19 protein-coding genes are annotated in these 22426 nt (G+C 48.7%); 12 read left to right on the top strand and 7 right to left on the bottom strand.

Annotated elements, in window-relative coordinates; all coding sequences use genetic code 11:
* Window positions 1-192: 192 nt before the first annotated feature.
* From ABDZ89_RS11425 to ABDZ89_RS11440, 4 genes are all read left to right on the top strand, one after another.
* Window positions 193-1998 (top strand): ABC transporter ATP-binding protein, encoded by a 1806-nt coding sequence (locus tag ABDZ89_RS11425; protein ID WP_343779150.1) that lies wholly within the window; start codon window positions 193-195, stop codon window positions 1996-1998.
* Between the two features lie 92 nt (window positions 1999-2090).
* Window positions 2091-3113: a polysaccharide biosynthesis protein gene (locus ABDZ89_RS11430; protein WP_343779153.1), complete on the top strand. Its 1023-nt coding sequence runs from the start codon at window positions 2091-2093 to the stop codon at window positions 3111-3113.
* On the top strand, window positions 3106-4059 hold the full coding sequence (locus ABDZ89_RS11435) for a dTDP-glucose 4,6-dehydratase (protein WP_343779154.1): 954 nt from the start codon (window positions 3106-3108) through the stop codon (window positions 4057-4059). The genes ABDZ89_RS11430 and ABDZ89_RS11435 overlap by 8 nt, the downstream gene beginning before the upstream one ends.
* Complete coding sequence (locus tag ABDZ89_RS11440; RefSeq protein WP_343779155.1) at window positions 4056-5246, top strand: DegT/DnrJ/EryC1/StrS family aminotransferase; 1191 nt, start codon at window positions 4056-4058, stop codon at window positions 5244-5246. The genes ABDZ89_RS11435 and ABDZ89_RS11440 overlap by 4 nt, the downstream gene beginning before the upstream one ends.
* A 280-nt stretch (window positions 5247-5526) precedes the next feature.
* On the opposite strand, the gene ABDZ89_RS11445 is transcribed toward ABDZ89_RS11440, so the two are convergent.
* Entirely contained in the window at window positions 5527-6240 is a 714-nt protein-coding gene (locus tag ABDZ89_RS11445) for a formyltransferase family protein (protein WP_343779157.1), read from the bottom strand.
* Window positions 6241-6317: 77 nt separating this feature from the next.
* On the opposite strand from ABDZ89_RS11445, the gene ABDZ89_RS11450 reads away from it, so the two are divergent.
* The 5 genes from ABDZ89_RS11450 to ABDZ89_RS11470 all read left to right on the top strand — a co-directional run bounded on the left by ABDZ89_RS11450 (window position 6318) and on the right by ABDZ89_RS11470 (window position 11018).
* Window positions 6318-6995 carry a PIG-L deacetylase family protein gene (locus ABDZ89_RS11450; protein WP_343779158.1) on the top strand — a complete coding sequence of 226 codons (678 nt, stop codon included), beginning with the start codon at window positions 6318-6320 and terminating at the stop codon, window positions 6993-6995.
* On the top strand, window positions 6992-8017 hold the full coding sequence (locus ABDZ89_RS11455) for an ATP-grasp domain-containing protein (RefSeq protein WP_343779160.1): 1026 nt from the start codon (window positions 6992-6994) through the stop codon (window positions 8015-8017). Before ABDZ89_RS11450 ends, ABDZ89_RS11455 begins: the two co-directional genes overlap by 4 nt.
* 225 nt (window positions 8018-8242) lie before the next feature.
* On the top strand, window positions 8243-9238 hold the full coding sequence (locus tag ABDZ89_RS11460) for an aldo/keto reductase (RefSeq protein WP_343779162.1): 996 nt from the start codon (window positions 8243-8245) through the stop codon (window positions 9236-9238).
* Between the two features lie 56 nt (window positions 9239-9294).
* Complete coding sequence (locus ABDZ89_RS11465) at window positions 9295-10350, top strand: N-acetylneuraminate synthase family protein (protein WP_343779164.1); 1056 nt, start codon at window positions 9295-9297, stop codon at window positions 10348-10350.
* A gap of 2 nt (window positions 10351-10352) precedes the next feature.
* Window positions 10353-11018 (top strand): HAD family hydrolase, encoded by a 666-nt coding sequence (locus ABDZ89_RS11470; RefSeq protein ID WP_343779165.1) that lies wholly within the window; start codon window positions 10353-10355, stop codon window positions 11016-11018.
* Here ABDZ89_RS11470 and ABDZ89_RS11475 read toward each other — a convergent pair.
* Both ABDZ89_RS11475 and ABDZ89_RS11480 read right to left on the bottom strand, forming a co-directional pair.
* Window positions 11015-12013: a PseG/SpsG family protein gene (locus ABDZ89_RS11475; protein ID WP_343779166.1), complete on the bottom strand. Its 999-nt coding sequence runs from the start codon at window positions 12011-12013 to the stop codon at window positions 11015-11017. The two genes, ABDZ89_RS11470 and ABDZ89_RS11475, sit on opposite strands and share 4 nt — an antisense overlap.
* On the bottom strand, window positions 12013-12756 hold the full coding sequence (locus ABDZ89_RS11480; protein ID WP_343779167.1) for a cytidylyltransferase domain-containing protein: 744 nt from the start codon (window positions 12754-12756) through the stop codon (window positions 12013-12015). The genes ABDZ89_RS11475 and ABDZ89_RS11480 overlap by 1 nt, the downstream gene beginning before the upstream one ends.
* 361 nt (window positions 12757-13117) lie before the next feature.
* On the opposite strand from ABDZ89_RS11480, the gene ABDZ89_RS11485 reads away from it, so the two are divergent.
* The 3 genes from ABDZ89_RS11485 to ABDZ89_RS11495 all read left to right on the top strand — a co-directional run bounded on the left by ABDZ89_RS11485 (window position 13118) and on the right by ABDZ89_RS11495 (window position 16940).
* Window positions 13118-14683 (top strand): capsular polysaccharide export protein, LipB/KpsS family, encoded by a 1566-nt coding sequence (locus tag ABDZ89_RS11485; RefSeq protein ID WP_343779170.1) that lies wholly within the window; start codon window positions 13118-13120, stop codon window positions 14681-14683.
* 90 nt (window positions 14684-14773) lie between these two features.
* The gene (locus ABDZ89_RS11490) at window positions 14774-15715 is read left to right on the top strand and encodes a UDP-glucuronic acid decarboxylase family protein (protein WP_343779172.1); all 942 of its coding nucleotides are present in this window, start codon (window positions 14774-14776) and stop codon (window positions 15713-15715) included.
* Window positions 15716-15722: 7 nt separating this feature from the next.
* Window positions 15723-16940 carry a glycosyltransferase family 61 protein gene (locus tag ABDZ89_RS11495; protein ID WP_343779174.1) on the top strand — a complete coding sequence of 406 codons (1218 nt, stop codon included), beginning with the start codon at window positions 15723-15725 and terminating at the stop codon, window positions 16938-16940.
* Window positions 16941-17221: 281 nt separating this feature from the next.
* On the opposite strand, the gene ABDZ89_RS11500 is transcribed toward ABDZ89_RS11495, so the two are convergent.
* The 4 genes from ABDZ89_RS11500 to ABDZ89_RS11515 all read right to left on the bottom strand — a co-directional run.
* Entirely contained in the window at window positions 17222-18703 is a 1482-nt protein-coding gene (locus tag ABDZ89_RS11500) for a capsular polysaccharide export protein, LipB/KpsS family (protein WP_343779177.1), read from the bottom strand.
* Between the two features lie 60 nt (window positions 18704-18763).
* Window positions 18764-20167, bottom strand: coding sequence for a capsular polysaccharide export protein, LipB/KpsS family (locus ABDZ89_RS11505; protein ID WP_343779178.1), 1404 nt, complete (start codon window positions 20165-20167; stop codon window positions 18764-18766).
* Window positions 20168-20255: 88 nt separating this feature from the next.
* Complete coding sequence (locus ABDZ89_RS11510) at window positions 20256-21386, bottom strand: glycosyltransferase family 4 protein (RefSeq protein WP_343779179.1); 1131 nt, start codon at window positions 21384-21386, stop codon at window positions 20256-20258.
* Between the two features lie 30 nt (window positions 21387-21416).
* A partial coding sequence (locus ABDZ89_RS11515) for an O-antigen ligase family protein (protein WP_343779181.1) occupies window positions 21417-22426 on the bottom strand: 1010 nt, incomplete at its 5' end.

Below are 22426 nucleotides of genomic sequence, written 5' to 3' on the forward strand. Positions count from 1 at the left end.
CCCAGTTGGGCACGAGCGTGAAAGCATACGAAGCGTACTCTCCCTCGCATCAAAATTGCGGTCGTGAAGGTGATGGGCGTAATCCGGACGCATTCAACCGACGATCCTACAGTACGCGGGTCGTGAGTAGATCGCGAGACGAGACCGACGACATTATTCGGATCGGCGGCGGAAATCGGACAACTCATCGTTATGTCATCGTCAGATTCCGAACCGGTCTCCAGACGTGAGAAACTCGACGCCCTCCGCGACGTCGCGCGGTACAATCCGAAATATACGGCCGCGGTCGTCATATTGGGTATCGTCGCTGCGGTGCTCGAGGGCGTGGGGCTGAGCTTCATCCTCCCGATCGTCGAACTCGTCCAGCTCCAAGATCCCGCTGCGGAGGCGGAGGGGATACTCGCAGTGTTCGCCACCGTCTACCAGGCGCTCGGGATCCCGTTCACGCTGGGGTACGTTGTGATCGGTGTGTCCGCCGTGATGGTCGCGCGGTACACGACCAGTTTTGCGGTCGCGTGGTTCCGAGAGGCGCTCCGGACCTACTACATTCGGGATCTTCAGATGCGGGCGTTTCGGAACGCGCTGAACGCGCGCGTGGAGTACTTCGACAGGGAAGGATCTGACGACATTCTGAACGCAATCGTCACGCAAACAAACTATGCGGGACGGGTAATCGATCAGGGGATCAAATTTACCCAACAGCTCTTTCTCGCCGGCGTGTACTTCGCTGTCGCGTTGGTGATCGCACCGACGTTGACGGTCATCACCGGCGTCGTTCTCGGTGGTTTCTCGATCTTCTTCCGCCGAGTGCTTGATTCGGGGTACGACGTGGGAGATAAGGTCGCTGAAGCGAACGAGATGCGACAGGAAGCCGCACAGGCCGGAACACAAGGCATCCGTGATGTGCGGATATTCGGACTCGCAGAGGAGCTCTTCGAAGACTTCACGGACGCGATCAAACAGTTCACGCGGTCTCGGATCGTCTTGCGGCGCAACGAGGCCGCAATCCAGAACTTCTACAACCTCGTCGTTGCCGTGTCGGTGTTCGTCCTTATCTACCTCGCATTGACGTTTGCGAACCTCTCGGTCGGCGAACTCGGCGTCTTCCTCTTCGCAATGTTCCGACTCGGGCCAAAAGCAAGCACAGTAAACACGCTGTACTACAAGGTAGAGAACAACCTGCCGCACCTCGTCCGCACCATCCAGTTTACCGATGAGCTGGCGACGTACAACGAACCGACCGGGTCGAGCCGGGAGGTTCCCGAAGAGATTCGGGAAGTAGAGTTCGACGACGTCCACTTCTCGTACGACGACGAAGAAGATGTTCTCCGCGGCATTGACTTCACGGTCGAGAAGGGCGAGTTCGTCGGGTTCGTCGGGCAGTCGGGCGCGGGGAAATCGACGATCGTCTCGTTGCTCGCCCGGCTGTACCCGGTCGATGGCGGGGAGATCAGAGCGAACGGGGTCCCGATCGACGAGATGGACATCACGGAGTGGCGCGATCGGCTTTCGATGGTCAGACAGGACCCGTTCATCTTCAACGATACGTTGCGGTACAATCTGACGCTCGGGAATCGGGAGGTGTCGGACGAGGAACTCGATCGCGTCTGCTCTATCGCGAAGGTCGACGAGTTCATCGACGAGCTTCCAGACGGCTACGACTCGCTGTTGGGTGACGACGGAGTTCGGCTGTCGGGCGGCCAGCAACAGCGCGTCGCGCTTGCGCGGGCGCTCCTTGAAGACGCCGACGTGCTGATCCTCGACGAGGCGACGAGCGACCTTGACTCGAATCTGGAAAAACAGGTCCAGCAGGCGATCGAGGAGATGGATCGTGACTACGCCATCGTGACGATCGCTCACCGGCTGTCGACGGTGAAAAACGCCGATCGGATCTACACGATCGAGGATGGGCGAGTCACGGAAACCGGACAGCACGACGAACTCGTGGAGGAAGGCGGAAAGTACGCGGAGCTGTACGGGATCCAATCGAGTCGGTAGTAATCTGTAGTTCAGGCGGGGGTTCGATTTTACAGGAGGGTGCCAATCGGATTCAGTAGCTTGATTGGTCCCCTCCAGATAACGTGAGAGAGATGATTAACGGCAACACCGTACTCTTGACCGGTGGCGCGGGATCGGTCGGTCGTTCCCTCATTCCACGATTACTTGATCGCGATCCACAGACCCTCCGTATTCTTGACAACAGCGAACCGGGATTGGCATCGTTGAAATCGGAGATTGCCGACGACCGCTGCCGGTTCTTCGCCGGAAACGTCCGAGATAGTGATCGACTCGTGCGTGCGATGTCCGGCGTGGACATCGTCATTCACGCGGCCGCAATGAAACACGTCGACATCTGCGAGTACAACCCCTTCGAGGCGGTGAAGACGAACGGGCTTGGCCTCCAGAACGTGGTCGACGCGGCTATCGACGCGAACGTCGATCGCTTCGTCTTCACGAGCAGTGACAAAGCAGTCGATCCTGCCAACACGATGGGGACCACGAAACTGCTCGGCGAAAAGCTCGTTACGGCCGGAAACACCTATAGTGGGGAGAGCGACATCGACCTCGCGTCTGTCCGATTCGGGAACGTGATCAAGTCATCGCAATCTGTCATCCCACTCTTTACCGAACAGATCGCTGAGGGTGGACCGGTCACCCTGACGGATGAACGGATGACTCGGTTTTTCCTCACGTACGGCGACGTGTTCGACCTTGTCACTGGGGCCACCGAAAAGACGACCGGCGGCGAGGTGTTCGTCTATAAGATGCCGGCCATCCGGATTCCCGACTTGGCAAATGCGATGATCGAGACGCTCGCACCACAGTACGGATACGCGCCGAGCGACATCGATATCGAGGTCATCGGTCCTCGGCCGGGCGAGACGTTCCACGAAGAGATAATGACGGAGCGCGAATCGCGACGTGCCTACGAGAACGGCTCGATGTACGCCATCCTTCCAGAGGCGACCGAAACTCGGACACCGGATCCGCCGGAAGACTTCGAACCGGTCGACCATATCGTGTTGTCCTCGAAAGACGCAGAGAAGCTATCGAAAAGCGAAATCGTCACACTCCTAGAGACGAACGGTTCTAGTGAGACGAGCAATGAGTGAAACAGTCGCCGTCACCGGTGCCGCGGGATTTATCGGTCGCTGGGTGGTCGCGGAGCTTCTCGACCGAGGACACACAGTTTACGGACTCGATAACTTCTCGAACGGCTCCGAACGAAACATCAAGGAGTTCCGAGACAACGACAGGTTCCACATCTACGAGGGAGACGTTCGATCTCGCGAGAATGTGGACCGACTCTTCGATCACGACGTTGACGCGTGTATTCACCTTGCGGCCGAGATCGACGTTCAAGAGAGTCTCGAGGACCCGGAGGCACACTTCGAAACGAACGTGGTCGGTACTCAGAACGTCCTCGAAGCGTGTCGGGAAGAGAATACGCGACTCGGCCTCGTCGGCACCTGTATGGTGTACGACATGGTGGACTCGGAGTCCGGGATCAGCGAGGAACACCCGACGAAGCCCGCGTCGCCGTACGCGGGGTCGAAGTTAGCCGCCGAAGATATGGCTGAGGGGTACTACCACGGGTACGACCTCCCGATCACGATCCTGCGTCCCTTCAACACGTACGGGCCGTATCAGAAGACCGGGATGGCGGGCGGTGTGGTGTCGATCTTCACGAGCCGCGATATCCGAGGAGAGCCGCTGAAGATCTTCGGTGACGGAACGCAAACGCGAGATCTGTTGTACGCGACTGACTGCGCTCGGTTCATCGTCGAAGGGACGTTCAGTGACGAGACCGTGGGTGAAGTCATCAACGCAGGGACGGGAGCCGACGTGTCGATCAACGAACTCGCAGAGCTGATTGCGACAGACGGGACGGAGATCACGCACGTGGAGCACCACCATCCACAAAGCGAGGTCCAGAAACTGCTCTGTGACCCGACGAAGGCGAACGATGTGCTCGACTGGGAAGCGGAGGTCACGCTTGAGGAGGGTATCTCTCGGCTGCGGACGTGGCTTCGTGAGTCCGAGGAGGTTGCAAAATGACTGGGGACGTGCCGGCACACTACGGCGGCGAACCGATCCGCGAGGAGGTTTTGGGATACGGTTCACAGAGTATCGGCGACGACGAGAAACAGGCGGTTGTGGAGGCGCTTGAGGGAGACTACATCACTCGCGGACCGACCGTTGAAGCGTTCGAAGAGCGTGTCGCCGAGATCGTTGGCGTCGACCACGCGATCGCGACGACCTCCGGAACGACGGCGCTCCACCTAGCGGGGCGTGCGGCCGGCTTCGGACCCGGTGACGAGGTCATCACGACACCCCTCACCTTCGTGTCGACGGCGCACGCGGCGACGTACTGCGGAGCGACGCCCGTGTTTGCCGACATCGACCCGCATCGACGAACTCTCGACCCGGACGCAGTTCGCGAGCAGATCACGCCGGCAACGGAGGGAATCGTTCCGATGCACTACGGGGGCCATCCCGCAGATATCGAAGGCCTTCTCGAAGTCGCTGACGAACACGACCTGACCGTGATCTGGGACGCGTGTCACGCCTTCGGCGGGACGTGGGACGGCGAGTCGATCGGCGCACAGCGCGATATGGCGGTGTTCAGTTTCCACCCAGTGAAGAACATCACGACAGGCGAGGGTGGAATGGTCGTCACAGACGACGACGAACTCGCGACGCGGCTGCGTCGGCTCCGGTCGTTCGAGATGGATTACGATCCGGATGGTCACGAGAACGAGCCTTGGTATCAGGTCTCGGAAGGCGTTGGGTACAACTACAACGTGACGGACCTCCAGGCGGCGCTCGGGCTGGCACAACTCGATCGGTTAGATGAGTTCAAGACACGACGCGACGAAATCATTGCGCAGTACGACGAGGCGTTCAACGACATGCCCGGAGTTCGGACGCCGCCGGAGCCGACGAACGCCGATCCGATGTATCACTTATACGCCGTGGAGATCAGCGACGAGTTCGGGTGTGATCGGAGGGAGTTCGTTAACGCGATGCACGCAGAGAACCTCGGCGTACAGGTCCATTACGTCCCTCTCCACTATCACCCGTACTTCCAAGAAGAGTTCGGGTACGAACGAGGAGCGTTCCCTGAGACGGAGACGGTGTACGAGGGATTAGTGAGTCTTCCGCTCCACGCGGAGATGGAAAATGCTGATGTAGAAGATGTTGTGAGAGCTATCCATCGGCTTCACCAACATCATACGGAGTAAGTGTGTTTATCAAGAAGAATCGGTCTTCAGATATCGAGCCATTCGAAATTGGAACGGACCGCTCAGACTAGGCGAATCAAATTTGTTGCCGCAGAGGCGATTTCAAATCACAATCGTTATTGAATATCGGAGACATACGCATTGAAAACAGCGTGGAATAGAATATCTCGACGTTAGCTGCTCGACTTACGACTTACTGAGTCGAAATAGATGGCAGATGATGGATATCAGAACTCTACGAAGCGCCAGAGTGTAATAAGGTGACGTCGATCATAGATATTCAGTAGGAAGACAGCAACCCATTAGTTTCTGTTTCGTCATCGTCAGTCGCTTTTCGTATCTCGATATCGACGTAGTAGCGCTCGCCGTCAACATCAACATATGCGTTGTCGAAAGGTGGAAAAGTGAGTGCTCGAAGCCGATCTAGCAGTGTTTTGACGGGGAGTTCTTCGTCCGCATTAAGTTCACACAATTCGACAAAATCATCTTTCGCATGGTAGCTCCCAGCGGAATCGTCTTGGGAGGCGTATTCGATATTATTGGATTCAATCTCCGGCCATGTCTGAGTGAATAACTCAAACTGTGCGTCTTCGAGACGCTGGTGGAGTATCTTTCCGGTGTCAGAAAACTCCGTTTCGACCCTCTTTTGAGCGATAATATCACCCGTATCGAACTCCGTGTCCATACTATGGAGTGTGACCCCGGCCGGTGTCCCTTCGATAAGCGGCCAGACGTTCGGACTCTTGCCGCGATTGTACGGGAGATATGAGGGATGGAGGTTGACTGAGTCCTCCGTCGGTAAAGAGAGAATTTCTGGTGGAACAAGATGGTCGAAACCAACGGAGACAATGAACTCCGGGACAATTTGGTGGATTATATCGAGTTGGTCAGGTTCGGTTAGCATTGCTTTCACGTCAACACTATCGCGTTGACAAAGCCACTCATAAATCCGCATTCCGACATCGTTCACACCAAGAAAGACAATATCCGTCATATCTAGATTAAGGGTTCATAACATTATAATAATGCCGAATCGGTACGTTCTATAGGATTGCGTGTCTGTCATAGACTATGTCTGTACTCTGTATTGTTGCACACCCTGATGACGAAGTCCTCGGGGTCGGCGGGACACTCGCTCGACATGCGGCCGATGGTGATGATGTCCATATCTGTATCCTTTCAGACGGAGTGACCTCTCGTTACGACAATGTGGAGGCTGCTGATGTGGAAATCGAACAGCGTCGTCAGCGAGCCCAAATGGCAGCCGATACGCTCGGTGTAACGGTCAGTCTGTACGGGTTCCCGGACAATAGCTTTGATACCGTACCGTTACTCGATATCGTTCAAACGATCGAAGCCGAGATCGACGAACAGAATCCCGATATCGTCTACACACACCACTACGGTGATCTCAACGTGGACCACGAACTCACTTGTCGGGCGACGATTACTGCCACACGCCCCTTGACAGACAGTAGTGTCGATCGCGTGCTCGCTTTCGAGACTCTTTCAGCCTCAGAATGGTCGGTCCCACGGCCAGACAACGCGTTCCAGCCAACGTCGTTCGTCGATGTCACCGATAGCCTTGATACAAAATCTGAGGCTCTCTCGGTATACGAACAGGAGCTACGCGAGCCACCGCACCCCCGGACGATTGACACCGTGCGGAAGAACGCCGATGTTTGGGGAAGTAAAGTGGGTGTCCCAGCAGCTGAACCGTTTGAACTCCTACGCGAGGTCAACCGATGACTAGTAATAACGTGTCCACCGAGGAAGATGTAACCGTATTAGTTACAGGTTCTGGTGGAACTGGTGGGATAGCTACAATCAAATCACTGAAAAAGACAACCGATTTTAACGTTATCGGTGCGGATATGAATCCAAAAGCAGTTGGATTGTACGTTGCAGATGATAAAATTGTTGTTCCGCCCGCCACAGCAGATGAATGGGTAGATATCATTTGTGGCTATCTCGATAAATACGAGGTAGATGTTGTTGTCCCACTCATTGATGAGGAAGTCTCACAAATTGAGGAACTTAGAACAACTGCTTCGGACACGGTTTTCGTGGCACCTAACGGATCTTTTGTGGAGACGTGTCTTGACAAATATCGGCTAATGACTGAACTGGATAAAGCAGATATTACAGTCCCAAAAACATGGACAGTCAGCGCCGCTGCTAATCTTGGTGAAGCAGAATTTCCGTTGGTACTCAAACCGCGGACAGAGCGAGGAGGACGAGGAGTTGAGATCGTCAAATCACCGAATGAGCTCAATGAGGCAATTACCACGACAAGTCGTCAACCAGATGAGTTACTTGTTCAAGAGTATCTCGAAGGCGCGGAGTTTACGACCAGTGTCGTCTGTACAAACGAAAACTCCGTCCTTTCGGTTGTTCCAAAAGAAGCAATTCGGAAGGATCGAAGTACCGTTCATGGTGTCACTAGAGAAGCACCAGAAGTGAGTGATTCCTGTCACCAGATTATTGATCAGTTTAGCCCGTCGGGGCCCATAAATGTCCAGCAAATCTGCGATGACAACGGAGTTCCCCATGTTATTGAGATCAATCCACGCTTCTCGTCATCCGCTTGTCTCACTGTCGCTGCGGGTGTTGACGAACTTGCGGTTCTAATCAAGGATGCTGTAGATTTGCCCTACAACACACCGTCTAGCTTCGAATCTGATTTACATATGCTCCGATATACAGATCAACACTTCATCAAAGACAAGGATATTCTTGCCGATGGCTCGGTCGATCTCAAAGAGATATAGCTGGTTAATTTTCCACGACCTTACAGATATACTCATAGTTGCTTAGAAAACAGATACACATAGAAAGTGAGTAGGGTGCCGATTATACAGATACGTCACTTTAATTAGTCACTCATATGGTTCTATCAATATATAATAAAATTGATAATAAACATCCTGAGATAGATACTATTCAGGAGGCTATCTGCGAAAATATTATTTCCGGTGAGAATATAGAGAGAGAAGATGGTTGCTTCAGACTTTGATACTACTAGGTTGGGAAAAACTGGACTGAAGGTAAGTGAACTCGGATTAGGAACATGGAGGTTCGGTCACGAAGACGATCAGGGGAATATACCTATTGGGAAAGAGCGGGCACATACGCTCCTTGACCGATATTCGTCATTAGGTGGTAATCTAATTGATACAGCGAACGTGTATGGTGAAGGACTAAGCGAGCAGTATATTGGTGAATGGCTTGAAGACTACGACCGTCGTGACTTCATAATTGGTAGCAAGATCTACTGGCCAACCCGAGATACGGATCCAAATGCGAGTGGCTTGAACCGGCGCCATATTCGAAATCAAATAGATAAGATTCTGTCACGGCTAAACACGACATATCTCGATATATTATACGTCCACCGCTGGGACGAAACAACAGATGTCGGTACCGTAATGCGGACACTTACAAATCTCGTTTCTGATGGTAAAGTTAATTATCTTGGATTCTCCACCTCAATTCCCAATGCATGGCGTGTAGTTCGAGCCAATGAGTATGCAAAAAAGCACGGACTAGAACCATTCTCTATTGTCCAACCACAATATAATCTTGTGACGCGCCAGATTGAGAGTCAGTATCTCCCCATGTGTCGAACGTACGATCTTGCCGTAACGACGTGGTCACCTCTTGCTGGTGGTTTTTTAACTGGCAAATACAGTCGTAGTGGAACAAAACAGGAAGATGCGAGAGGAAACCGAGACGATTACTTTGAAGACCGGTATCTTACTGAGGCGAACTTTAAGATCTTGGATGCGGTCAGAGAGGTAAGTAATGAAGAAGGAATCTCACCGACACAGGTGAGTCTTCGCTGGTTAATTGAAAATGAGGACGTTTCAGCTCCTATCATTGGGGCACGTACTGTCGAACAATTAGAAGAAAATATCAAATCTACAACGGTCTCTCTTTCACAGAATCATATTACTCAACTTGACAAATCTGGAGATTGGAGTGGATACTGACTGTCGACAGAAATACGCAGTAGCATTTAAGCAACTGAAAGAACGACATAGAAAATATGAGAACAGTAGAACTTGGCGACGAGACGATAGGAGCTGGATCCACATTTGTGATTGCTGAAGCAGGATCAAATCATAATAATAATATTTCGCAAGCAAAGCAGCTTATTGACGTGGCTGCTGATGCGGGTGCTGATGCGGTGAAATTCCAAACATTTAGAGCAAAAACAATGTACCCCGAAAGTAGTGGAGCTGCGGATTATCTTGACACTGATGAGTCATTGTATAATCTCGTTAGTGAGATGGAGATGCCATACGACTGGATCCCAAAACTCCGAGACTACTGCCAGAATCGTGATATTCTCTTTTTATCCACTCCTACCGATCGGCGTGCTGTTGATGAACTTTTTGACTACGTACCCGCATATAAAATTGCCTCGTTTACTATGTCGCATCATCCGTTCCTGAGATATGTCGCACAACAGGGAAAACCAGTTATTCTATCAACAGGTGCTCACGGTATGTCTGAGGTTGTAGAAGCTGTCGAAACACTTCAATCAGCGGGCCTCGACGATATCATTGTGTTACAGTGTACCTCCTCGTATCCGGCACCACTAGGATCAACAAACGTCCGTGTTATTGATCGATTTAAACGTAAATTTGGGCTACCAAGCGGATTATCTGATCATACCCTTGATCCAATTATCGCCCCATCAGCAGCGGTCGCTACCGGAGCAGATATCATTGAAAAACATTTCACACTTGATAATTCAATGGATGGTCCGGACCACGAATTTGCTATTGAACCGGCAGAACTCAAAGATATGATTAGCTCTATTCGCAAAACAGAACAGGTACTGGGAGATGGCGAAAAAGAGATACAGTCGGTTGAAAAGGAGATGCACGACATTGCACGACGGCGTATTCATGCATCAACAGATATAGAAGAAGGTGAGCAGTTGACAACAGAAAACATGGATATACTCCGATCTGGAAAGAATGAGAACGGACTTGCTCCAAAATTCTTTGATGAAGTCATAGGGATGCACACAACGGAACATATTTCCTCGGGAGAAGGAATCACGTGGGATGTTATTCAATCAGATGACCTGTAATTATGACCGCAGTTTGCTTTGACCTTGATGGAACGTTGTTCGACGACCGGACGTATGTTGAGGCCGGGTTTCGGAGCGCAGCGGCATACCTTTCAAATAAGTATGAGATTGATACATTCGGAGATATGGTGTGGGAATACGCCATTAGACGGAATTTTAAAACGGTTTTTGACCAGATTATTGAATCGTATGGGCTTCCACAAGAAGAAGTAGATTATCTGGTTTCAGCATACCACAGTAGTGACCCAGAGCTACGGCCGTATCCTGAGGTAGAAACGATATTAACAAACCTCCCCAAAGAATGTCAAACAGCAGTTATTACTGGAGGAAAACACGGTGAGAAGAAGCTTCGGAAGCTTGGATTATCTAATGTATTTGATGAAGTATATGTAGCACCGGACAACAAAACATCGAAACGGCAATCCACACCTTTTGAGACTGTACTTAAGAGACTAGAAGTATGTCCAAAGCATGCTGTATTCGTTGGTGACAATCCTGAGCTTGATTTCTACTGGCCAAATGATCTCGGAATGTTAACGGTCTGGGTGCGGAGGCAAGAAACTCTCTTTCAATTACCGGAGTCAAATGATGCCCGGCCCCAGTATGTACTTCCAGATTTGACATTGATCCCAGAAATTGTAAATATACTCAAGAAGACTACAGATTAATTGTACTCAATTAGTTTCGAAACTACACGCTTTGTGCCCAAAGCATCTACAAGCGATTTACCCCTTTTTTGCTTTTTTTCTCGGCAATCTGGATTTTGTATGTATTTTTTGACTGCCCGCATAATTGTGGGCGTATCTATTTGCCGTTCCAAGACGATTGCCATGTCACGGTCTCGGAGAGCCGCCGCGATCGGCTCCTGATTGTCGACGATAGAAATACTCACTATAGGTGTCCCCAATGCAAGCAGTTCATATGTCGTACTACTAGCAGTGCTCACTCCAAAATCGGCCTGCGCCATTCGATCGACGAGATCGTCTGGATCGCGGGCTACTCGCACGTCCGCAGAACATGTCCGTGCCGCGTTGTGAATCGCCTGCTCCTGCTCAGTGGTACAACCTGGCCCCACAATTGCGTCCACTCGAATATCAAGACCGTCGAAGGCGCGTATTACAGTCGGTGTGAGTTCCTTAACATCACTACCACCCATTGTGACAATCGCACGGGTCGGAGGTTCACGCCATGGCGAATCTCTTGAGACGTGCGCAGTAATCTCCGGACGAAGCAGGAGGTATTTCGGTCCGAGACACCACTCAGGTTCTTCACCGATCGTTTCGTAAGTTAGCTCCGGTGCGTAGAGGTTCCCGTTGATAAGAATATCAGCAGCGATCTGATGGCGGGTGTCATCGGCGATGACGGTGAGTGGTGTGACTGTTCGGAGTTCTCGTTGATACGCGCCATCGGCGAGATACGAGTCTACAACGGTTACGTCAGCGTTATCGCGGGTAAACTCTCGAACCGGCGTGGGATCCTCTCGAGAGGATATGGTCACCGTACCTACACCGTCGGGGCAGACTTCTCGGACGTGATCCGGCGTCGTCGTAACGTATGTGACTTCGTGACCACGGGCGAGGAGTTCGCTGGCGAGTGCGCCGGTTCTAACCAGGTGTCCGTAGCCTATTTCTGGGCCACCATCGGCACGCACCACGACGTACATTAGTGGGACTTTTGCTCAACGCTTGCGTTCAATTCCATAAGATCATTTTCGTCAACATAACGAATAGCGTTTCGAATTGGGAGAATATCATCGTAAGGAACGTGGTCATAGATGCGACGTAGGACTTCATAATCAGCTGCCTCGTCAAGCGTCAAGCGGAGGTCGTCACGATCCTGAAACTGAGAGTCGTTAAATACAGTATCAGATGTAATCGAGGCAGTTTTGAAGCGCTCTGATTCCTCACGATAATACGGAGTCACGTGCTCACGGTGATGTGGTTCGGTTGTTTCGTTGGCTACTCGCTCAAAGCTTTCGAAGGTGAACGCCTCGACATCAAGCCCACGAGGAAACGTCCGCTCGAAAATATTGGCAGCGTATTGTGTCGCTCCATCTTGTATCGGTCGAACCACGGCATCAATTGTTCCGGGATCGATTAACGGACAGTCACCCGTGATACGAACGATAACGTCCGCATTTGCTGTTCTGGCCGCATCATACATCCGCCCGAGAACATCGGATTCGCTCCCACGAAACACGTCGGTTCCAAAGTGCGATACACGTTCATCGATTACGTCATCTCGTGGTTCGGTCGATGTGGCAACGATTACTTCATCGACAAGAGTTGCTGATTCCGTACGGGCGACCACGTGTTCAAGTACATGTCGTCCATTGAGTGGATACATCACCTTTCCGGGAAGGCGTGTTGAACCGACACGTGCCTGAATGACAGCAGTTACGTTCACTACTATAGGTAGATGTATTTCGATTATCGGTGTTTCGGTTCGTGATTATACAGAACACTCCACATAGAGAGCGGCCATACGGAAATTAGGAGAAAGTCAAGTGATTCTCACGCTCTTGAAAGGTGCTTGGGATATCGAGTGAGAGTCATTGATAAGATAAATTCCGAACGACAAACGAAGCACTATAATTGGATATCAATCGATCGCAAATTACTTGTTGGAGTTTAGCGAAACGATTTTGATGGTCGGATATCGCTGCCGATTTAAAAGAAGAATCGGGAATATATCGACTAACGAGGCTATAGAGTAGATAATGAATTTTAGATCAGAAGTTGTAAGATTAGCGTCAAAAGTAGATCAGGTGGACAACCTGGTTGATCTCTATGAGTTTACTTTTGGGCAGAACCCTTGGACTTCAGATTTGCGTGTTGATAACGAGATACAGCAATTCAACTTGGATGAAACTGAACGGAGGGGATACGTTCTCTTCCCACTAATTCCCGGCTATCATACGCTGTGTCTCCGTGTTTGTGTATTGGGTCATGCCCTCCGTACAAGAGGATATGAACCAATTATTTTACGCGACAACTTAGATCTCCCAGAACGGCCAGAGATTACTATTAGCGATAAGCAAGCACACATATCTATAGAAGGCTGTAGAGTCCGATCTGAGGCATATCCAGATCTCTTTAATTTGAAAACGCACAATATTGGTGAAATTATTTCGGGCGATTACCCAGATATAGATATCCAGTCGTGTAGTGTGGAAGAATTGAAGAATTTTGACTATAAGAAAAATAACATTTCAGAGACTGCTATGTCATCGACAAAAAAATATTTGAAAAAATATACAATAGATTTGACTGATTCGGAGGAACGGGCTGTTTTTGAGAATTTTCTCTATGGTGGTATTATACTAGTAGATTCGACACAAAAACTACTTAATAAGTATAATATAGAAGCCACAATAGTCAGCGAACCAACATACATCCAAGGTAATGTCCCGATGAAGGTGTGTAAAAGGAACGAAGTGCCAACCTACACACAGGCATTAGGCTATCACCAGAATGAGTTGATATTCGGAAAATCAAGCAATCGAAATTATATGCCTCAGTTTGATAACACTAAAATAATTACACAGGCAATCAATACCCAACTTTCGGAGAAACAATTAAAGCGTATAGATAGAATTATGACCGAACGGAAGGGTGGAAAAATAACCCAAACATATCATACAGTTAATACAGATATATCAGTTGAGAATTCTAGTTCTCTATTAGTGGGTATATTCTCACATTTATTATGGGATGGAGCGTTAGAACCTGAACAAGCTCTTTACGATAACATCTATGACTGGCTTGACGAGACAATCAAGGTAGCAGCTGAAAAAGAAAATATTCAATTTATCATTAAATCACATCCTGCTGAGGAGATAAGAGGAACAAATGAAAGTACTGGAGAATGGATTGAACAGAATTATTCAACACTTCCAGATAACATCGAGTTTCTCCCTCCAGACACAGACATAGACACGTACGCTCTTATTGATGATCTCGACGCAGGTATCGTTTATGCGTCAACGGTTGGTCTAGAGATGGCATACGAGGGGATCCCGGTGGTTACAGGAGGATACCCACCTTATCATGGATTCAACATTACATATGACCCCTCCACCAAAACAAAATACAGGGAAGCGATAAGGAATATTGAAGAACTAGACTCAACTGAAAAGAGGAATAAACGCGCACAGAGGTTTGCGCACTTCCTATTTGTATGTAAGCATATGGACTTCCCGCCACTCAACGAGAGCAAAAAACGGATTACACATAATGAAATAATCGATGAAAGAGGGCCATATATACCAATTGTTGAACAGATACTTGCTGACGAGGACATCGTTCAACCAGATTGTTTTAATTTAAAGTAGTAATTCCATAAGGACTGAAATACAATTTTACAGAACACATTCCCCCACACTATCGAATCTTTCATATTCCTTGAAGTAAAGTGAGACTCAATGCGAACAGAAGTATTAGTAACCGGAGGAGCAGGCTTCCTTGGAAGCCATCTCTGTGAGCGACTTCTTTCCGATGGCTATGAAGTAGTATGTCTGGATAATTTTGGGAGCGGCCAGCGTTCGAATATAAACGGTCTTTTAGATCACTCTAATTTTACTCTTATCGATAGAGACATTCGGGTACCGGGATCCCTTCCGTCCGTCGATCAAATCTATCACTTGGCTTCCCGAGCATCCCCAAAAGATTTCACTGACTTCCCAGTCGATATCGCGTTAGCAAATACGCAAGGCACACGCCGGTTACTCGATCACGCTCGCGCATGCGACGCACGGATGGTATTCGCAAGTACTAGTGAGGTGTACGGCGATCCAGAAGTTCATCCACAACCAGAAACGTATACAGGAAATGTGAATATTCGAGGCGTGAGAGGCTGTTACGACGAATCAAAACGGTTTGGAGAGACTCTAACTGTCGCGTACCAGCGTAAGTACGATGTTGATGTTCGAACCATTCGTATTTTCAACACATATGGACCGCGGATGCGTTCGGATGATGGACGAGTGGTTCCGACTTTCGTAACCCAGGCTCTACAGGGAAAGGATCTCACGATATACGGTGATGGTGAACAGACGCGGAGTTTCTGTTACGTAGATGATTTGGTTGATGGTCTTATGTCGTTGATGAACACGGACAATCTGAAACACGATGTCTACAACATCGGTAAAGAAAACGAACGGACTATTAAGGAATTAGCAAATGAAGTGCTGGATCTAACCAATACTCGCTCAGAGATTACCTATGAGCCGCTACCGGAGGACGACCCAGGGCGACGGAAACCCGATATTACGCGTGCGAGGACAGAGTTGGGGTGGGAACCAGAGATTCCACTAAGAGAAGGACTCAAAAAGACTATCGAGTATTACGAATCTAAGTCGGTCTGAAAAGTAGATGAGCACGGACGAGAGACCTACACGGACATTACCAAGCAATATATTCCAGTATTATTCAGAAAATGGAATCACTGACTTAGCAAAGGAATCCGTACCGTATCTAGCGAGACAGTATATTAGAAAGCGACAGATTACAGCTGCGGAAGCCCAAGAGGCGTCGAATTCAGGTCGAGTCTGGATAGACGAAGGGGAGGAGACGATCTCGATACCGAAAGCAGAGAACGCAAGACTTCGTCGTGAGTTCGAGTCATATCCTACCAAGTTCAGTCCAGAGCCGGGTGCGGTTTATGAAATCGAGAATTGTAACCTAGTGGGACCGAACGCTGTGGGACTATACGAAGGGAAGAAACTCATACCTGAGACATCGGGTTTCCGATACGGAAATACGTATATGGGTTCTGGGTCGTCAATATTAAAGGAAGTATTCAAATCCGCACTCGGTTTTCAGCCGGGTCAGACAGCAGATATCGTCTTTCCACTTATCTGTCCAGATCCTAGTTATTATCACTGGGTAATGGAATATTTGCCCAAGCTACGGCTGTACGAGTTGTACCTGCGGGAAACAGATAATGAACCAACGATACTCATCGAACCAAATCCACGCGACTTTGTACGAGATTCCCTCGAGTTTCTCGGATTCGATTCAATCCAGTACAAACAATGGAATCAGAAAGCCACAAGCATTGAAAAACTAATTGTCAGTACGCACCGGCCGCATATCTTTGACTATCGAGATCCGGAATCGTCAGATTACAATCCATCGGTCAAGGACTTTAATTGGATACGTGAACGAGCACGATCGACTGTAGATCAAAAAAAAAATACTTCCGACGGTGAAAAACGGATATACGTATCTCGACAAGGAGCCCAGCGAGAGCGGAAGGTTACAAACATAGATCAGGTGAGTCAGATATTAAGAAAATACGGGTTCGAGTTATATCAACTGGAAGCCCTTACATTTCGAGAACAGGTACAGTTATTCTACGATGCGGACGTAATAATGGGCCCACACGGTGCTGGGCTTCTTAATATGATGTTCGCAGGGGATCCAACAGTAATTGAACTGTTTCCAGAAACAATAATAAAACCTCATTTCTACTACCTATCCGCGATGTTTGAATTCGAATATGAATCCGTAGTGGTCGATTCAAAGGAATCTAATTTACAGATAGATCCAACTGAACTAGAGGACTATCTTAGTCTTGCCTTAGAATGACTTGAGATAGTGTAACCAGGTTATTCACAGATAGATAATTACAGCCGTCCCTGTGATGTCAGCATCACGAATAAAGAGACTATGTCATACAGTAACCTCAGTATAGTGGAACAGTTCGAGAAAACAGAGATAAAAGGCCGAAGTTTTGGGTCACCTGATTTGTCGTCAGAGACATTATCTGTGAGAAAAGAATATATATGTTACAGTGTTTTATTTATCCTTCGTTAACGCCGGTTAGTTCGACCCGGCAGGAGCCAAGAGTAATATAAGGCGGTTGTTATTTAAAAACGACTCTCACCTATATGCCGTAGTATTAACCTAGTTAATGAATCTACGTTCTCTTGATGGGCATTCTTATTAGCCGGATTTTGTGTCACTACCTCACTTATATCGTCTATTTTAATTAGGAAGTTTTCTATGTCCCTTTTCTTTATATTTATTCCATTTAATATCCTGTTAATTGCGCTGCTGACCTCCTCTTTTGTTTTAACCTTAAAGCATCCAGGGCAGGCAGAATACCATGCATCTCCAAAAACAAGTGATGGCGTTAATCTGACAAGGCCCTCCCAACCAGCAGTACCCGTAACTGTGCTAACAGCAATGCTTGAATCGATCAAATCAAATGAGGAGGTGTTTTGCTCAACTAGAGAGACTTGATTGATGCTATTAAGAAATTCATAATCCTCGACAGTCCGCCCTCGATCACCATCAGGCTGGAAGCTGAACTGCGAGGGATGTTCTTTAACGAATATCTTAATATGGTTGGGTAGTACGTTTGCCAATAATTCAATCGCTAAATATTGATTAACAAAATCCCCGCCCTCAGGAGAAGTTGTTCTCTCTGGTTGGTAGTGGAGGGGGAAATATAGAAATTTATTCGTTAAGTCCGGATGTATGGAACGGTTCGCATACTCATGCTTGAGCCTTTGTTTATAAATCTCCGCGCGGAAGCGGTACAGTAGCCAACTGTATTTATTCATTCTGGAATCACTATACAATTGTTTGTCACGCTTTAACACACTAGTTGGCGAAAAATACCACCATTTTACTATGTACTCCCGGATAGAGTGGTTTAGGTTCGGGAGATATGGGTTCTGATTTTGCATATACTCAGGTTCAGCTGTAGTATAATCTCCTCTGATTTGATCTAGATATTCCTTTAATTCAGGCGACAAGGAATCATTATCGGACTCATTTCCAAATACATCATTTGTATGATGTATTCTACTTCTCGTATAACAACGATCATTAACCGTTGTCCTTGTTATCAACACTGTTTCAACTCCCTGCTCCCTACATACGCGATACAATACATATGTGGCAGCATTATGGGGAATATCGCTGAAAATAGAATAATCGATTTCTAATTTGTCAATTATATATCTCCACTGTGATAATAAGTTGTGATAATGCCGTAACCTCTCTCCGTAGCTGAATCCCTCATCGGTCGCATTCCCCATATCCGCTCGGTCCATCATAGACAAAACTGTAGATTCTGTTTCACGAAAAGTCGTCAGAATGTCCTCATCTACTGGATATTCTGAGAATTCAAATGAACTATATTCTTCAGGTAATATGCCTTTTCTACAATCGTAAATATCGTGTACAACGCAATCAGGAAATAGGTTGTTTATATCCCTATCAACCTCATTTGAATTGACAATCCAGTAACAGGGTTGGATATCTGCTTCCTTCGATATGTTATCTACTGTGTCAACCCAGAAATCTGAAGCCGAAGTACAGTAAAGTGCTTTCTGAGACATTATTATCACATTATCTTCCAACAACCCGTACGACGCGGATCTGCCGAGGTAGGATTATGCTTACTCATCATAGTATGATTCAATCGAGATGGACAAGTTCTGGAGATTTCGTTTAGAGGTACTTCCCCACTCGCCATCAAAGCTTCCCTCTACCAATCCGTGAACGAACACTATTAATTCCTCGTCGGTTGGACCGCCCTCGTCGATCGCCTTGGTGAGCGCTCTCGGCAGCTCGTTCACATCATCTACGCTGTGCGTGAATCGAGCATCCGTGTAGAACGCTTCTCCGAGGGCAACGACAGGTTTCCCGTAGAGGAGTGCCTCGTAGCCCACGGTGTTATTCAGTACAACGACTACTGATGCGTTCTCCAAGATGGATGCTACAGGATACTCTGGGGCTAGTGCCTTTGAGTGCCGAACGATCGTATCGACCTCGGATTTCGGCTGCGCGCCAACTTGCTTCGGATGGTCCTTCGCAAACAATTCATGATCGTACGGTACAGACCGAGACAAGTATTCCACGAGCCAACTCTGCTTGTAGAACGCCGGCGCTCGAACCAAGACACGTGACTCACGATAATACTGGAGCGGATAGAATACGTAGTTAGACTCCTCGACGAGGTCCACGGACTCGTCGAGATTGAGGTACTTCCAATCGGCGTAAGCTGCTAAAATTCGCTTGAAGATGTTACCCCTCGTCCATCGTTTGATATAGGGACCAAGATCTCGGGCGTGTCGACGGATGATTTCCGCTTTCTGTCTAATATTTTCTCCGAGCGAGCGCTGATGCGGGCCAGACTGAATTTGCCCGGAATCAGAACGAAACCGCTTGATGAACTCCTCTGCCCGCTCAATTTCTTCTGTGGTCAGCTCCTCGTACGACGCCTGCTGGATCGTGTTCCAAGACTCTGACTCGTCACGATGGAATCCGGACGCGCCATCAATCGGTGAGAACCCAACCCAGATCGAAGGAACGTCATAGTAATCTGCTACCGCCTGTAATGAGCGTCTCAGAATCTCGCCACCCTGATTCTGGAGCGGAACCCCTCGATAGCCATCACGATATAGTTCGTCCAAGAAATCGAGACACCGATGTAACTTGGTGATATAGGGATCGTAATCCGAACTGTCGAAATTCGAGAAAATATACGGCTCTGAGGACGGTTTCGGATATACATAGTCATATGCCATTTCTGTCGCGACGAACGAGCGTGGACTGTCAATATTAAATTTTTCTAACAGCTCATCAAGTGACTTCTCGGGAGAATAATTCGAAGGATCACGGAGCACTCTCTCAGAGTGGACTTCTCTTTGTATTGCTTTTCTTATCCCAGAGTTATTTGGTAAAAATACGACTTCGAACCCCCTATTATGAAGGCAATCAGATAACTGAGAGATAAATACCACATCCCCATCGCCTGTGATTGGTATTAGTAACTGCTCCGAAGGCTGTACGTTGTCCATCGTTGTATTCTAAATAACGAAGTCGTGTCTGAATTGTATATCGGTATTCAAACTTACTGTTTTGTGACAGATTTCCTCTTTTGAGTGTTTACTCAATATTTGCGGCCCTCTCGAAGACATTGAGTGTCTCCTTGGCACACTTCTCCCAGGTGAAATCTCTTACTCTTTCTTGACCGCGAGCGACCAAGTCCTCCCGTAATTTCTGGTTATCCAGTGCTCGCTCAATCACGACGGACATCTGGTCGGGATCCTCCGGATCAAAGTACACCGCTGCGTCGCCACCGACCTCAGGAATGGAAGCGTTTGCGGAGGCAGCGACCGGCACGCCTGTAGCCATCGCCTCTAATACCGGGAGTCCGAACGACTCGATCAGCGACGGAAAAACGAACAAGTGAGCGTTGCTGTAGTACGATCTGAGAGCTGTCTCTGAGACACGGCCGACAAGAGAGACACTTTCTGCGACGCCTAGCTCTCTCGCTAAGTTCTCAACGTCACGGGTGTACTCCGATTCGACGGTTTTGCTGCCGACAATAAGAAGTGGATGTTCTCGGCGTTTCGCTTGTGGGAGCCGCGCATACGCGGCGATCAAATTGTGTACGTTTTTGTGCTTGTACAGGGTGGAGACAAGGAGGATATATTCACTCTCAGCCGACGGGAACTTCGCATCGCTCGTGTGTACATTGGCGAATGACGAACCGACACCGTGTTGGACAGAGTACGCGTTATCTTCGCTGATCCGCAATTCCCGTGTTGCCTTTCGTTTCGATGATTCAGAAACGAATATTGTAGCTTCCGAGGGCAACTGTGCAGCCTCTAGCGCCCCAGAAAGAGCTTGTTCCCGTACTCGCTGGCGAAGTGACTTTTCAACGTCAATGTCGTAGTATAGGTTAGGGTTTTGATTTGCTACGACTTGTGTACAGGGACACCACATGACTGGAATTTCACTCGGCGAGTAAAGGAGGTCGATATTCTGACGAATGATGGATAGAGGAAGACCTGTTTGCTCGTACCACAGACGGCTTCCAGTACCAGACACATCAATAGAGTCCACTGTCAATGTGTCATCATCTGTCGGTAGGTTGAGCTGTTTTCTCGTAGTAGCCGACACGAAGAAGTGGATTCTATGGTCCGAGATATCCAGAATGTTGGTTACGAGATTCTGTAAGTACGTCACTCCGCCCCCGGTCTTCGCAGCCAAGCCATTGATTCCGATTTTCATATTTGTTAGGAGAGTTTAATTTGATGTCACTTAGTTGCTGTTAGATGTGGTGGCCCGTTCGTGTGGAACGATGTCAGACGCGACAAATCCAAACGTAATTGCGAGTACTATCGAGTAGATAGTAAGGTGGAATATAGTCAACGATTCAAAAATCGAGATGACCCAATAGCTGGTCAAGATTGCCGGAAATACTGCTGGCGTCGTTCCCACTTTCCTCCGTACGGACAGCAACAACATTTGAGTGAACAAATACAGATAGGAGATTGCTGCTCCGACACCGCTCCATGTCCCTATCATAAAGTATGCGTTGTGTGGCTGTGTCTGGAATTCTGGAATAATAGTTCTAGAATTCCCTACACCGTATCCTAATAGTGGTTGCTGGAGAATAGCGTCGAGGGCATGTCTCCACCGGAACGCTCTCGGCGCAGACACGGCTTCAACCAGACTGGGGATAGGACCGATCCCAGTTGGGGCAAGAAAGAGAACGGTGCCAGTGATACCGCACAAACACAATATTCGAACTGTCACTGACGATAGATTGTGTACCACTACGTACATCACAACACCCGCAGCGAGTGCAAGTAGAGCTCCCCGAGAACGAGTCAAAAAGAGTATAATTGTTGGTACGGCAGTTACAACTCCGAACGAGAACACTCCCCAGGTTGAGTGCTCGGCTGCCCGTTCATAGAGGAAGTTCGCGCCAGCAAGGATACCAGGAAGTAGGGTCATTGCTAGTATGTTTGGGTTTCCGAGGCCGCCAACAGGAACCGGTGCGTACTTTTGTGGTCCAAATACAACAAACTGATCGTAGGGTACCGTCCGTAGCAGTTCTATTGAACCAACTGACTCAAATGGTGTAATGACTGCGAGGATACTGAGCAGCCCTAGAGCGAACGAGATCAACAGGATGTGCCAAAAGAATGATCTTCGGCTGTAGATTTCCGGAATTATGAAGATTCCTGTTCCACTAACAATGATGGCAACTATTGCCCGAAGTGCCGACTCAGGGACGTACGGCCCTGCCGTAATAGAGCTGAGAA

The sequence above is a fragment of the Halorubrum ejinorense genome (assembly GCF_039522565.1).
In the GTDB taxonomy this organism is placed as follows: domain Archaea; phylum Halobacteriota; class Halobacteria; order Halobacteriales; family Haloferacaceae; genus Halorubrum; species Halorubrum ejinorense.